The 13,381-nt window shown below is 53.9% G+C and carries 10 protein-coding genes; 7 read left to right on the forward strand and 3 right to left on the reverse strand.

Annotated features, from left to right (window positions below; translation table 11 throughout):
- The first annotated feature begins 29 nt into the window (after positions 1–29).
- The 6 genes from KGP21_RS05615 to rpoS all read left to right on the forward strand — a co-directional run bounded on the left by KGP21_RS05615 (position 30) and on the right by rpoS (position 7,868).
- The gene (locus KGP21_RS05615) at positions 30–2,693 is read left to right on the forward strand and encodes a TcfC E-set like domain-containing protein (protein WP_223537466.1); all 2,664 of its coding nucleotides are present in this window, start codon (positions 30–32) and stop codon (positions 2,691–2,693) included.
- A 10-nt stretch (positions 2,694–2,703) separates the two neighbouring features.
- The gene (locus KGP21_RS05620; protein ID WP_094982109.1) at positions 2,704–3,888 is read left to right on the forward strand and encodes a CfaE/CblD family pilus tip adhesin; all 1,185 of its coding nucleotides are present in this window, start codon (positions 2,704–2,706) and stop codon (positions 3,886–3,888) included.
- Positions 3,889–4,185: 297 nt separating this feature from the next.
- Entirely contained in the window at positions 4,186–4,947 is a 762-nt protein-coding gene (gene surE, locus KGP21_RS05625) for a 5'/3'-nucleotidase SurE (protein WP_094982108.1), read from the forward strand.
- Complete coding sequence (locus KGP21_RS05630) at positions 4,941–5,567, forward strand: protein-L-isoaspartate(D-aspartate) O-methyltransferase (RefSeq protein WP_094982107.1); 627 nt, start codon at positions 4,941–4,943, stop codon at positions 5,565–5,567. Before surE ends, KGP21_RS05630 begins: the two co-directional genes overlap by 7 nt.
- Positions 5,568–5,834: 267 nt before the next feature.
- Positions 5,835–6,815, forward strand: coding sequence for a murein hydrolase activator NlpD (gene nlpD / locus KGP21_RS05635; protein WP_172413947.1), 981 nt, complete (start codon positions 5,835–5,837; stop codon positions 6,813–6,815).
- A gap of 54 nt (positions 6,816–6,869) precedes the next feature.
- A complete protein-coding gene (rpoS, locus tag KGP21_RS05640; RefSeq protein ID WP_024484093.1) occupies positions 6,870–7,868 on the forward strand; it encodes an RNA polymerase sigma factor RpoS in 999 nt (332 codons plus the stop codon).
- A gap of 125 nt (positions 7,869–7,993) precedes the next feature.
- Here rpoS and mutS read toward each other — a convergent pair whose 3' ends face one another.
- Positions 7,994–10,549, reverse strand: coding sequence for a DNA mismatch repair protein MutS (gene mutS / locus KGP21_RS05645; RefSeq protein WP_094982105.1), 2,556 nt, complete (start codon positions 10,547–10,549; stop codon positions 7,994–7,996).
- Between the two features lie 551 nt (positions 10,550–11,100).
- Between mutS and KGP21_RS05650 the strand changes: the two genes are divergently transcribed.
- On the forward strand, positions 11,101–11,268 hold the full coding sequence (locus KGP21_RS05650; RefSeq protein WP_172413946.1) for a hypothetical protein: 168 nt from the start codon (positions 11,101–11,103) through the stop codon (positions 11,266–11,268).
- Here KGP21_RS05650 and KGP21_RS05655 read toward each other — a convergent pair.
- Positions 11,265–11,882 (reverse strand): Fic family protein, encoded by a 618-nt coding sequence (locus tag KGP21_RS05655; RefSeq protein WP_094982104.1) that lies wholly within the window; start codon positions 11,880–11,882, stop codon positions 11,265–11,267. The two genes, KGP21_RS05650 and KGP21_RS05655, sit on opposite strands and share 4 nt — an antisense overlap.
- A 366-nt stretch (positions 11,883–12,248) precedes the next feature.
- Positions 12,249–13,370: a hypothetical protein gene (locus tag KGP21_RS05660; RefSeq protein WP_223537469.1), complete on the reverse strand. Its 1,122-nt coding sequence runs from the start codon at positions 13,368–13,370 to the stop codon at positions 12,249–12,251.
- Between the last annotated feature and the right edge of the window lie 11 nt (positions 13,371–13,381).

Genomic DNA, 13,381 nt, shown 5'->3' on the forward strand with positions numbered 1-13,381 from the left:
GCCTATCTGCAGGGTTGTTGGTAGGCCTTATGATTACGCAACACGATTTGTCGGCTACCCCTAAAATTCCACCAGGCTTTGAGTCCTTGGCACAAGGGCAGCTTATCTGGGTTGATGTTTCCCTCTATGGCAAGTCTCTCGGGCTTTATGAAGCCAATATTAATCTGGAACAGGTTGTCTTCATAAAGCCAGCGGAACTGGCTGATGCCGTGAAGCAGCACTTCAACGACGATCCTGAACTGGATGCTCAACTGATGACCGGGTTGGTGCAACCGCTAGCGCGTAACGGCAACCTGGCCTGCAGCGGTAACGGTAACGCACCAAGCTGTGACTATCTGGAAACCCAGACGGTTGGCATCATCTATGACGAGAATAATTCCCGGGTTAACCTGTTTCTTGACCGTCGATACCTTCCGAAAAAAGTTGCCGGTAGCGGTTTCTATCAGGCGACGGCAGAAAGTGAAAATGCGCTGATCCATCAGCAAAACCTCAATTTTGTCGCTGATGAAAACTATCAGTCATTGTCGCTACAGGGGACTGGATCACTGGGCGTCACTGAAAATGGCTATCTTAATGCCGATTGGTTCTATACGGGGCAGCGCTATCGCCATAGCAACCATCAGCAGATAGAGATGAACAATGCCTATTTTAGGCAGGACTTGTGGAAAAGCTTCTATCTACAAGGCGGCATGATGGACTCCCGCGACATCTTCAGCAACGCGGGGGGTAACATCAACCTGAGCCAATTGCCGATTGGCAAGATCCGTGGGCTACGGGTTGGTTCGACCACGGCCTGGGTCAACCAGAGCCAGGTTTCCCGAGGGACCCCGGTGTCGGTCTTCCTATCACGCAACGCTCGCATCGACGCCTATCGTGACGAACAGTTACTGTCATCTTTTTACCTGAACGCCGGGGCCCTGGAGCTGGATACGCGCACCTTCCCCAGCGGCAGCTATACCGTCACGCTGCGGTTCTATGAGGATAACCAGTTAGTCAGGACAGAAACCGTCCCTTATACCAACACCGGCGTGGCTCAGCTCTATGGCCCTCAGTGGTTCCTGCAAGCCGGGGTTGAGGTAGACCACGATACGCATCCTATGTCGGGCGATCGGCAGGTGGTGCAAGGCGGGTTGCGAATTCCGTTGACCGATACGCTGTCGCTGACGGCGGGGAGCACGGTATTGAGCGACGTACACTACTGGGAAGGGGCGGCGGACTGGAGGCATGGTTTTAACAGTGGCCTGTTGGATGGCTTCATGACGGCTCGCGTCAGTTATCTGGCTGGCAGTGAGGGGACGCGGGGAAATATTCAGCAAATTAACTATAACGACGGTTTTTCATTGAGCTTCTACCGCTCGGCCCTCTCGGCGCCTGACTGCGACTCTCAACAGAGAAACTATGGCTTTAGCGGTTGTTATCAGAGTTCCAACCTGATGTTTTCGGTCCCGCTCGCGCAGTGGTTTGCCAATATTGGCTACTCGCTTAACAGCAGCGGAGGGCGTTATCGTTATCGCAGTGAACTGAATGACAATGATGAAACCCATCAGGATATCGCCCCTTGGGAGCAGGTCTACACGACGCGTTCGCGTAGTCAAACCTGGCAGATGGGGGTCAGCCGTTCCTTTGCGTTCAACGACATTAACATCAACAGCGGAGTCAGCGCGTTCAGGCGTCACGATAGCGGCCAGCAGGGAACCGATAAAGGCGGCTACCTCACGGTCAGCCTATCATTCTCCGGGCGTCGTGGCGGCGCCACTAACAGCAATACCTCTCTGGGTGCCAATTATCGCAATAGCCAGCGTGGGGAAGGGCAACTCAGTTATAACGCGGACTACAGCCGCTATATGGACCAGAGTGGACAAAATGAGCTGGGGGCTTCGATATATGGCGTCAATAGCCAGACCCTGACCGCTTCAGCTTATGCTCGTGCCGCTGGGCCGTACGGTAATGGCAGCTTCGCCGTCAGTGATGCCTATGACAAGGTAGCGAACCGGCACACGCTCAGTAGCAGCGGCAGCTATAGCTCCTCTTTGCTGGTCGATCGCAGCGGACTTTATTGGGGACGCTGGGGGGATGGCCGCCCGGCCTCCGCGATCACGGTTGGGATGGTCACAGGGGAAGAGAGCAGTGCCTCGTTGATCAACGTAACGGTAGACGGTAGCGGTCAGACGGACGTGCGCAGCAACAGCCGGGCACTGTTTACCGTACCGGGCTATCAGCCCACCACCTTTGATATCAACGAGTCACTTAGCGCTCCTGCCGGTATCAGCAGTGAGATCCGCCGAGGGGCGGGAACACGTACGGCATTTATGGTGCCAGGGAAAGTGCTGCGCCGGGATATCGAGGTGACTTCACGCTACACCTGGTTGGGCAGAATGCTGGATGAGCAGGATCGACCTTTAGTTAACGGCATCCCTCTTAACGTGCTGTCCTGGACGCCACTGGGTGAAGGCGGTTTTAGCCTGGAAACCACCCGGCCAATGAAGCGGCTGTATCTGATGCGTGGCTCACAGTTCTATCAGTGTGCCATGAAAGTGCAGGCCATGCGTGACGTGGTGCGCTATGTCGGTACTACCCGCTGTGCCGGGGTAGCCATGGCCAGTATACCGCCAGCCGAGCAGAAGCAGGCGCAATTGATGACCGTGCGGCAGGGCCATGGCTCTGGAGTGCCGGTAGCGATGAAAACAAACTAGGAAATGATTAATGCTATTGAAAATAATCAGCGGTTTTAAATTTATCATTGCGGGAGCCATTAACCCTTTTAACCTGTGCGTTGTGCTGGTGGGGCTGAGCGCACAGGCGTACGGTGCCAATATTGCCCCGCAGGCACAGAATACCAAGGTTAATGTGACCTTCGATCGTATGAGCCTGCCGGCAAAAATTTACATTTGGGAGCGGGTTTTTGGTGGGAGTAGTGATAACGGTGAATGTACGTCGGCTATTGATTGCAAAGACAAGGATGTTATTAACTCCCTAACGTGCTATTCCGACACCGATCCAACCAATGGCGCCTGTCAGGTAAAATTGTGGTGGTGGAATAGTTCTTTCAATAATAATTCGAAAACTCTGACACTGCGCTTTACTCACAGCAGTGGAAAGACCAAAGATTTATTGGTCACCTCTATTAAAGGTGCAGGTGATTATAGTTCCTGGATTAGTGGAGTCGTATTGTATTCCGCGGGATTCAGTTCTTATATCCCCGCCTCCGAGTTGAAGAAACTATCTGATACCGGTGTTTGGCGCGCTGAACTCAAGATGCAGGTGAAAGCCTGGGATGATTGCGGTGCATCTGCCTACGGCTGCCCAGGCATTTTCCGCGTTGCCTGGAAGGCGAGTCTGGTTCTCAACGTGACAGATTATGGTAACCAACAGATTTACCTACCCGCTTTTCCAACTTCGGCACCGGTTATCAACCTGAATCTGATTACTCGGCCGGGAGGGGGCGCGAGAAAGAGCGTCAGCGGCAGTACTGGCCTGGATATGTGCCTCTACGATGGTAACGACTCGGCCAGTAACCGTATCAGCCTGCTGTTGCAGGACGAAGGGGACACGGCTCCCGATCGCATCAAGGGGCAGTTTTCACTGTATCGCCGTGGCGGTGATAAAGCCAAGGCCAGTGACCGACTGGACTACCAGGTCAGCGTGATCAATCCCACCACTGGGGCAGTACAAGAGATCGCCAACGGCAAAGAGGTCATCTGGAACGATACCAATCGCCGCAATATCCAGCGGCCGGTGGTGTTACCTGGCGGTGGTGCTCCGACATTTTGCGTGCCGGCCCCGCTGACCCTGACAACGCCAGCCTTTTCAATGGCGGATAAAACGGCGGGGGATTACACTGGCCAGCTACGCATTATTTACACGCCAACCACCCAGACGGCCCCATAACCTGGGAATTTAACGACCAACCTCAGATAATCATCCCAGCCTCCTTTGCCGAGGAGGCTATCCTGCCCCGTTTGCCACTGATGACCGTTGAATTGTATAGTAGATCGCATAGCTGGCCGTTTTGGCTAATACTATCAGCAACAGCGAGGCAAGCCTTGCTGTACCACGCAAATCACAACGGGTAACACGGTGGGTTGGGCTTACTATTGAAAATTTCATTAAAAACAGATAGATGTAATAAAATAGGGCAAAATCCTCGTTTTATCGCTTTCAGCAAGAAAGTTGTTTAACTGCAATATGAGAATACTACTGAGCAACGACGACGGCGTTAGCGCCCCGGGTATCCAGATACTGGCGGCGGCGTTGCGCGAGTTTGCCGAAGTGCAGGTGGTGGCCCCCGATCGTAACCGCAGTGGTTCCTCTAACGCGCTGACGCTGGAGTCGCCGCTGCGTACGCTGACGTTGCCCAACGGCGATATCGCCGTGCAGCAGGGCACCCCGACGGACTGTGTCTACCTTGGCGTTAACCAACTGATGCTGCCAGCACCGGAGATCGTGGTGTCCGGTATCAACGCCGGGCCAAATCTGGGTGATGATGTTATCTATTCCGGCACGGTGGCTGCTGCGATGGAAGGCCGCCATCTGGGGTTGCCCGCGTTGGCAGTATCGCTCAATGGTCATCAGCATTATGAGACGGCGGCGGTAGTCACCTGCCGTATATTGCGCGCGTTACAACAAGAACCGCTGCGTACTGGTAAAATTCTGAATATCAATGTCCCTGATTTACCGTTGTCGGAAATTAAAGGGATACGCGTGACCCGCTGTGGCAGCCGGCATCCCGCAGACAAGGTGTTTAGCCAACCAGATCCGCGTGGCCAGATGCTGTATTGGATCGGGCCGCCGGGGGATAAATTCGATGCGGGCCCAGACACGGACTTTGCCGCCGTGGATCAGGGTTACGTGTCGGTCACGCCTTTGCAGGTGGATTTGACCGCCTACGGGGCGCAAGATGTGCTATCAAAATGGTTGACCAAAGCAGAGGTTAGCGGGGAATGGTGAACAAACGCATACAAACGCTGCTGGCACAGCTGCGCCAGCAGGGTATCAGGGACGAACGGCTGCTCAAGGCAATCGAGAACGTACCGCGTGAGCGTTTTGTTGATGAAGCTTTAGCACATAAGGCCTATGAAAATACGGCACTGCCTATTGGTTCAGGGCAGACCATCTCGCAACCTTATATGGTCGCGCGCATGACCGAGCTGCTGAATTTGCAGCCAACCTCGCGGGTGCTTGAGATCGGCACCGGTTCCGGTTATCAGACCGCGATCCTGGCGCATATGGTGCAGCATGTCTGCTCTGTTGAACGCATCAAAGGGCTACAGTGGCAGGCCAAGCGTCGCCTCAAGCAGCTTGATTTGCACAATGTCTCGACCCGTCATGGCGACGGTTGGCAAGGCTGGAGTTCGCGTGGACCCTTTGATGCGATCATCGTGACGGCCGCACCACCGGAGATCCCGCAGGCGTTGATGCAGCAGTTGGACGACGGTGGCATTTTGGTGTTGCCGGTGGGCGAACAGGCCCAGGTACTGCAATGCATTCACCGGCGGGGCGGTGAGTTTTCCATTGATGCCGTTGAAGCAGTGCGATTCGTTCCCTTGGTCAAGGGCGAACTGGCTTAGCCTGTGCAGATCAAAGTGACGGATAAATAAGTTGAATAATATTAATTTTCATTAGAATTGTTCCAGTATGTCGTTGTCTTATGGCGTGATCGTGCCAATGTGGCTAGCATTGGCACCACGGTTTTTTAGCTCCCTGGTGGGTGATCTTCTGGTTTTCAGGGATCGGCCGGGGAAACCTTGTGCTGTAGAACGATAAAGCTCGGCTACGATGTATAAGGTATTTTTTGATATTGCTGTCATGGGGGAAGCATGAGCACGGGAAGCCCAATGAGTTCTTTACGCCGAGTTGCGGTGTGTACGATGTTAAGTGTGTGGTTAGTTGGCTGTTCGGATAAAAATTCTACCTCGGCACCTATCAGCAGTGTCGGTGGTGGTGGAGCCGCCGCATCGGCTAACTCTGGTGGCGGCAACGCATCACAGGGGCGTATTGTTTACAACCGTAGCTATAACTCGATCCCTAAAGGGAGCTATAACGGTGGTAGCACCTATACCGTTAAACGTGGCGACACGCTGTTCTATATTGCCTGGATCACCGGCAACGATTTCCGCGATCTGGCCCAACGCAACAATATTCCACAGCCATACAGCCTGGAAGTCGGCCAAACCCTGCAGCTGGGGAGCGGTTCTGCCAACGGCGGCGGTGGGATGTTAGCTGGCGGTAATGGTACGGTGTCAAAACCGCCTTCTTCCACTCAGATACAAACTGCAACGGTTGATTCTCAATCAACGAACGCGTATTCTGATAACTCGAGTAAACAGAATGTAGGTAAAATGTTACCTGCATCAGGAGCCGTAGTGGCAGGCTCAGCCGCAGCTCCTGTTACCGCACCAGCCGCTACGCCATCGGCGAGCAGCACCGCCAGCAACAGTGCCCCAGTAAGTACCTGGAAATGGCCAACTGACGGTAAGATCATCGATAACTTCTCCTCATCGGAAGGTGGGAACAAAGGCATCGATATCTCTGGTTCCCGTGGGCAGCCGATTGTCGCTACCGCCGATGGCCGTGTAGTGTACGCAGGCAACGCTTTACGGGGTTACGGTAATCTAATCATCATCAAACACAACGATGATTACTTGAGTGCCTACGCCCATAACGACACCATGCTGGTCCGGGAACAACAAGAAGTGAAGGCGGGGCAGAAAATAGCAACGATGGGAAGCACCGGAACCAGTTCAGTACGTTTGCATTTCGAGATTCGTTACAAGGGGAAATCCGTAAACCCGCTGCGTTATCTTCCGCAGCGATAGATTGGGCAGAATGCGCTGTATTCTGCTCGCGGTATCACGGGTAGGAGCCGCTTTATGAGCCAAAATACGCTGAAAGTTAACGAGTTACATGACGATGCAGATTTCGATGAGAACGCCATGGAGGCTGAGTCATTCGATGAAAAAGCGCAGGTAGAAGAAGAGACCAGCGAGAATGACTTGGCAGAAGACGAACTGTTGTCTCAAGGTGTTACCCAACGCGTATTGGATGCCACGCAGCTCTATCTGGGCGAAATCGGTTACTCCCCTCTGCTGACTGCAGAGGAAGAAGTTTATTTTGCGCGGCGTGCACTGCGCGGAGACGTGCCGTCCCGCCGCCGCATGATAGAAAGTAACCTGAGGCTGGTAGTGAAAATTGCCCGTCGTTATAGCAATCGCGGCCTGGCGCTGCTGGATTTGATCGAAGAGGGTAACCTTGGTCTGATCCGTGCGGTGGAAAAGTTTGACCCAGAGCGCGGTTTCCGTTTTTCCACCTATGCGACCTGGTGGATCCGCCAGACGATTGAACGGGCGATCATGAATCAAACCCGGACTATCCGTTTGCCGATCCATATCGTCAAAGAACTGAATGTTTACTTGCGCACCGCGCGCGAGCTTTCTCACAAACTGGACCATGAACCCAGCGCTGAAGAGATTGCGGAGCAACTCGACAAACCGGTTGATGATGTCAGCCGTATGCTGCGCCTGAACGAACGTATCACGTCTGTCGATACGCCGTTGGGTGGGGATTCAGAGAAAGCCCTGTTGGACATTCTGACCGACGAGAAAGACAACGGGCCTGAAGACACCACGCAAGACGATGATATGAAACAGAGCATCGTCAAATGGCTGTTCGAATTGAACGCCAAACAGCGTGAAGTGTTGGCTCGCCGTTTCGGCCTGTTAGGCTATGAAGCGGCTACGCTGGAAGATGTTGGCCGTGAGATTGGCCTGACACGTGAGCGTGTTCGTCAGATCCAGGTTGAAGGCTTACGCCGCCTGCGTGAAATTCTGCAGATGCAGGGCCTGAGTATTGAGGCACTGTTCCGCGAATAAACGCGTTATAGACATAAACTAAAAACGGTGAGCGTTAATGACGCTCACCGTTTTTTTTGCCTGCGATTTACTGTGATTGACGGCGATTTACCCTTGTCTAGGGCAGAACGTCGTCGATATCTGACTTACACCAGGCTTTTCAGCCGGTAGATCCACTCCAACGCCTGGCGTGGCGAAAGAGAATCCGGGTCCAGCGTTTCCAACGCTTCAACTGCCGGTGACACCTCTTCGTTCAACAGCGTCAACTGAGTCGCATCTACCGTACCCGCCGCCGTCTGACTGGAGAGGCTCTCCAACTCACGCAGCTTCTGGCGTGCACGCTTGATCACATCGCGCGGCACACCAGCCAACGCCGCCACCGCCAAGCCGTAGCTCTTACTGGCCGCGCCATCTTGTACGCTATGCATAAAGGCAATGGTGTCGCCGTGTTCCAACGCATCCAGATGCACGTTAACCACGCCCTCCATTTTCTCCGGCAAGGTGGTCAGCTCAAAGTAATGGGTGGCAAACAGCGTCATGGCCTTGATGCGGCTGGCCAGGTTTTCTGCACAAGCCCAGGCCAGAGAAAGCCCGTCGTAGGTGGAGGTGCCACGGCCAATCTCATCCATCAACACCAGGCTGTTTTCCGTGGCGTTATGTAGGATATTGGCAGTCTCGGTCATTTCCACCATAAAGGTAGAGCGGCCAGAGGCCAGATCGTCTGCCGCGCCCACGCGGGTAAAGATACGATCCACCGGCCCGATGGTGGCTTTTGCCGCCGGTACGTAGCTGCCGATGTGCGCCAGCAACACAATCAGTGCCGTTTGCCGCATATAGGTACTTTTACCGCCCATATTCGGGCCGGTAATGATCAGCATACGGCGCTGTGGTGATAGGGAAACCGGGTTGGCAATAAAGGGTTCTTTCAATACCTGTTCCACCACCGGGTGACGGCCATCGCTGATGCGAATGCCGGGTTGCTCACTGATGGTTGGGCAGGCGTAGTTCAGCGTTTCGGCACGTTCTGCCAGGTTGGCCAACACATCCAGCTCGGCCAAGGCTCCGGCGCTCTGTTGCAGTTGCTCCAGGTGCGGCAACAGCAGATCGAAAAGCTCGTCATACAGCCCTTTTTCGATCGCCAAGGCTTTCCCTTTTGAGGTCAGTACCTTGTCTTCATACTCTTTCAGCTCGGGAATGATGTAGCGTTCCGCATTCTTCAGCGTTTGGCGGCGCACATAGTGGATCGGCACCAGATGGCTCTGCCCACGGCTGACCTGAATGTAGTAACCATGCACGCCGTTGAAACCGACCTTCAGCGTATCCAGGCCCAGCTTCTCGCGCTCACGGATCTCCAGGCGATCCAGATAGTCGGTAGCACCGTCGGCCAGCGCCCGCCATTCATCCAGCTCTTCGTTATAACCCGGGGCAATCACGCCACCATCACGGACCAGCACCGGTGGGGATTCCACAATGGCGCGCTCCAGCAGTGCCTGTAATTCGTCAAACTGGCCGACCTGTGACAACAGCTTTTGCATCTGTGGTGCATCAGCGTTTTCCAGCAGGGCGCGGATATCCGGCAACTGTTGGAAGGCGTGGCGCATGCGGGCCAGATCTCGTGGGCGAGCCGTGCGCAGTGCCAAACGGGCAAGAATACGTTCCAGATCGCCCACCTGGCGCAGTGGCTGCTGCAACTCGCTGCTCAATGGCTGCAATGCGGCGATAGCTTGCTGACGGTTGTTCAGCACCTGGACGTCGCGAGTTGGCATATGCAACCAGCGCTTGAGCATACGGCTACCCATGGGGGTAACGGTACGATCGAGGATGGCGGCCAAGGTATTTTCACTGCCGCCGGATAGGCTTTGGGTGATCTCCAGGTTACGGCGAGTGGCCGCATCCATGATGATGCCGTCCTGCTGGCGCTCCATGGTGAGGCCACGGATATGCGGCAGCGAGGTACGCTGGGTATCTTTGACATATTGCAGCAGGCAGCCCGCCGCGCGCAGCGCCTGATGGGCCTGCTCGACGCCAAAGCCGGTCAGATCGCGGGTGCCGAACTGCAGGTTCAACTGCTGGCGTGCGGTGTCCAGCTCAAATTCCCACAGTGGGCGGCGGCGCAGGCCGTGGCGCTGTTCGATCAGCGCCATTTGCTCGAAGTTTTCCGGGTATAGCAGTTCTGCCGGGTGGGTTCGTTGCAGCTCGGCCGCCATGGTTTCAAGATCTTCTGGCTGGGCGACGCGGAAGCGGCCGGAGCTGAGATCCAAGGTGGCATAGCCAAAGCCGCGGCCATCCTGCCAGATGGCGGCCAGCAGATTGTCCTGGCGCTCTTGCAGCAGGGCTTCATCGGTGATGGTGCCAGGGGTAACGATGCGCACCACTTTACGCTCGACCGGGCCTTTGCTGGTGGCCGGATCGCCAATCTGCTCACAGATCGCGGCCGATTCCCCAAGCTGTACCAGCTTGGCAAGATAGTTCTCCACTGCATGGTGAGGTACGCCCGCCATTGGGATCGGCTCCCCAGCCGAGGCTCCGCGTTTGGTCAGCGAGATATCCAGCAACTGAGAGGCGCGTTTGGCATCGTCATAGAACAGCTCGTAGAAATCCCCCATCCGGTAGAACAGCAAGATCTCGGGATGCTGCGCCTTAAGGCGCAGGTATTGCTGCATCATTGGGGTGTGCGAATCCAATTTTTCGTTGCTAGTCATAACGTTACCGTTTCCAATCCATTGAATTTAAATTTGATTGTGATATTCATTGGCATCATTGGGTATCACGTCGCCTCATTAAAAAAACCGCCAAAACGTTCAGGATGAGCAACAGCCAGCGCTGCTCAAATAAATCAATCGGTTGGTCAAGGGAACGAGCATATATGACCAGCAAACAGGCTGGCAAACCTTTGTCACTTAAAGCCTGCACAATGACCAAATCAACAGAAAAAAGCCAGACGGAACCCAGTAAGATCTGAAGGTTGCATGCCGTAGACCGCGGGATTGATTTTCAGCCGTTATACTAGCCCAGCGGGCAATCGGCTGTCACAGCCAAAAATTGGAAGCGCTACGCAAACTACGTTTGCAATGGCTCGTATGAGGTTGCAAGAACTAAAACAAATTGGCAATGAAGGGCGCTGCCCTGATACAGAGTTGAAAGAAGAAAAGCAGGGTCGCTTGGAGTTTCGAACAAGATAAGTGCTAATGGCAGCAGTTCTCTACGATCCTTGATATACTGTAACCAATGGATGAGTTAATCAGGAGTCGCTATGAGCACTAACAAAAAAGAGCAGGTGACATACGCTAAGCCGTCTCGCACGGACATTGTGCGTTCTGTGGCGACGTCAACGGCAATTGAAACAGGCCAGCCCTCAGCCAAGGTTGAAGCTTCGCTGGCAGTTGCGCGCAAAAAGTTTGCGCATCTTCGCCTTGCCTAATCCCTTCTTAAAGCCTCACTGACCCAGTGTTTCATCGGCTCGTAGTCTAATGACATACCCGCGTGAATAGCCGAGATATACTGGGTTTTGTTCTGTTCCCAGCTTTGATAATCCAGAGGCTTATAGTCCCCCTGAACCGCCATCACATCGGCTAATAGTCGCGACAAACGCCCATTTCCTTCTCTGAAGGGATGGATGAGGATTAGTTCCAAGTGGGTTATTGCGATAGCTTCAATCAGCTTTTGTTCGCTCATGCCTGTACAGGGTGTGTAACGAGCGAGGTATTTCATATCGAACTCGTTCAGCAGTTTGGGCAGTTGTGCGCAGGGAGCAAACATAAAGCCGCCTTTGCTGATATTGACGGTCCTTTCCTGTCCCGCCCACTCATAGATGTTGCCTAACCAGCGATGGTGCCAGTTTTTTAGCATCCCAACGGTGAGCTGTCCCAGCGGAAAGTGCTCTTCAAAAACAGACCGGTAGAGCTGCTCCAGTAGCACCAGCTCGGCATCATCGATCTCGTCAGGATCGGCAATCCCGAGTTTATTCGCTAAAACCTGTTCGTCAGAATCTTTCTCATACTGCCCTTCGCTGCCAGAAACGTGGTATCGGTTCATGAGTATGCTCGGGAGTGGTGACGGGTGGAGATGAAAGTATAGCGTTCAACCAGTTAAGTACAATACTCATAAAATCAGCCAGTTAATGGAGTGTCGGCGAAAGCAGGGTTTGTCCTTATTTTCTAAAATAATCGTTATTTATCAGTGCTAACCAATGACCAAATCAACAGAAAAAAGCCAGGCTGAACCCAGCAAGATCTGAAGGTTGCATGCCGTAGACAGCGGGATTGATTTTCAGCCGTTATACTAGCCCAGCGGGCAATCGGCTGTCACAGTCAAAAATTGGAAGCACTACGCAAACTAGCTATTTAATGGTGATTAAGATTGCCATAGCGCAAGTCAATCAGAAGTGAAGGGGGACAGACCTCAATTAAACGTCACCAGCATTTCGGCAGCGGCGCTAACGTTGCCAAGCGGCAGATCTTTGCCCCCCGAACACAAGCGCCAGGTCACCTGATGGGTGGTATTCAGGCTGGTTTCCGCCTTGGTGATACGGCCGATTTTTAGCTGGCTATTATCGAACGGTAGCCCGCTGGTGGCACTGCAGCTTCCACTGCCGGTCACGCCGTTATCAATCTCACCGGTGATATAACCGTCGCCTTCGCGCAGCGCCAAACGGCTCGGGACTGATTGATACAGGCCGGTTAACGGCCGGAACTGCAGGTTGATATTGGCATCGATAAAGTCGGAGGATTGTCCACAACTGGTGATGAGTGGATAGGATTGCACGGCCAGCTCGGCTCCGGCCTGCGGGTCCTTCATCACGTTGCCAAAGGCGATTGAAATGGGGGTATTGACCGCACACTCGAGCGTGGATATGCGCAGCTTGATAGCGGACGGGAGGATTGAAGCTCTTCTATCCCCAGCCGCTACCTCTGAGAAACTGGCAGCATACATCTCCGGTAAGGTTATTTCGGCAGCCTTCTGTTGACCATCGGCAACCAGCACCCAGGTACCCGATATTACGGCAGCACGAGTCGTGGAAGGGGAATAAAAATATTCCTGAGAAGTCATTGCTGGCGGCAGGCACCAGCTATAAGCCTCAGGTGAGGTTACTTGAGTTCCGTTGCTGCTTACCCCTTTGGTTTCTGGCAGCCCCAGCGTACCGGATAGCAAAACGAAGCTGCCCATAAAGGTGTAATAGCCTACCTGACCGCTGGCTCTGGGTATGAGCCCCACGCCCGGTGCTATCTCTAGGGCTGGATAACCCGCAATGACCTTCAGAAAACCAGTCCCTTGGCAACTGCCCTTACTTGAAGAAACAGCCAATAGCCCGTGTTTGACATTAAGGCGTGCATGCTCCATAGAGCCACTTAAGCTTGCCGTAAACGGCAGACCTTCCCACAAAATCCCCGTCCCTTTACCAATGATAATGGTTTTTGCCAGAACGGCTGGTGGGGTCAGGCTCAATAACAGCGCCAGCAGGCCGAGTGCGCAGCAGCGGTGGCAATATAGAGTAGGCTTTGGCGTACTGGCGCTGTTTTTCACTTTATTGTCCT

Source organism: Serratia sp. JSRIV004, from assembly GCF_019968705.1.
Lineage (GTDB): Bacteria > Pseudomonadota > Gammaproteobacteria > Enterobacterales > Enterobacteriaceae > Chania > Chania fonticola_B.

Excerpts from the sequence above, each read along its gene's own strand:
- KGP21_RS05615 (WP_223537466.1), top strand. The coding sequence starts at position 30 with ATGATTACGCAACACGATTTGTCGGCTACCCCTAAAATTCCACCAGGC.
- KGP21_RS05620 (WP_094982109.1), top strand. The coding sequence starts at position 2,704 with ATGCTATTGAAAATAATCAGCGGTTTTAAATTTATCATTGCGGGAGCC.
- surE (WP_094982108.1), top strand. The coding sequence starts at position 4,186 with ATGAGAATACTACTGAGCAACGACGACGGCGTTAGCGCCCCGGGTATC.
- KGP21_RS05630 (WP_094982107.1), top strand. The coding sequence starts at position 4,941 with ATGGTGAACAAACGCATACAAACGCTGCTGGCACAGCTGCGCCAGCAG.
- nlpD (WP_172413947.1), top strand. The coding sequence starts at position 5,835 with ATGAGTTCTTTACGCCGAGTTGCGGTGTGTACGATGTTAAGTGTGTGG.
- rpoS (WP_024484093.1), top strand. The coding sequence starts at position 6,870 with ATGAGCCAAAATACGCTGAAAGTTAACGAGTTACATGACGATGCAGAT.
- mutS (WP_094982105.1), bottom strand. The coding sequence starts at position 10,549 with ATGACTAGCAACGAAAAATTGGATTCGCACACCCCAATGATGCAGCAA.
- KGP21_RS05650 (WP_172413946.1), top strand. The coding sequence starts at position 11,101 with ATGAGCACTAACAAAAAAGAGCAGGTGACATACGCTAAGCCGTCTCGC.
- KGP21_RS05655 (WP_094982104.1), bottom strand. The coding sequence starts at position 11,882 with ATGAACCGATACCACGTTTCTGGCAGCGAAGGGCAGTATGAGAAAGAT.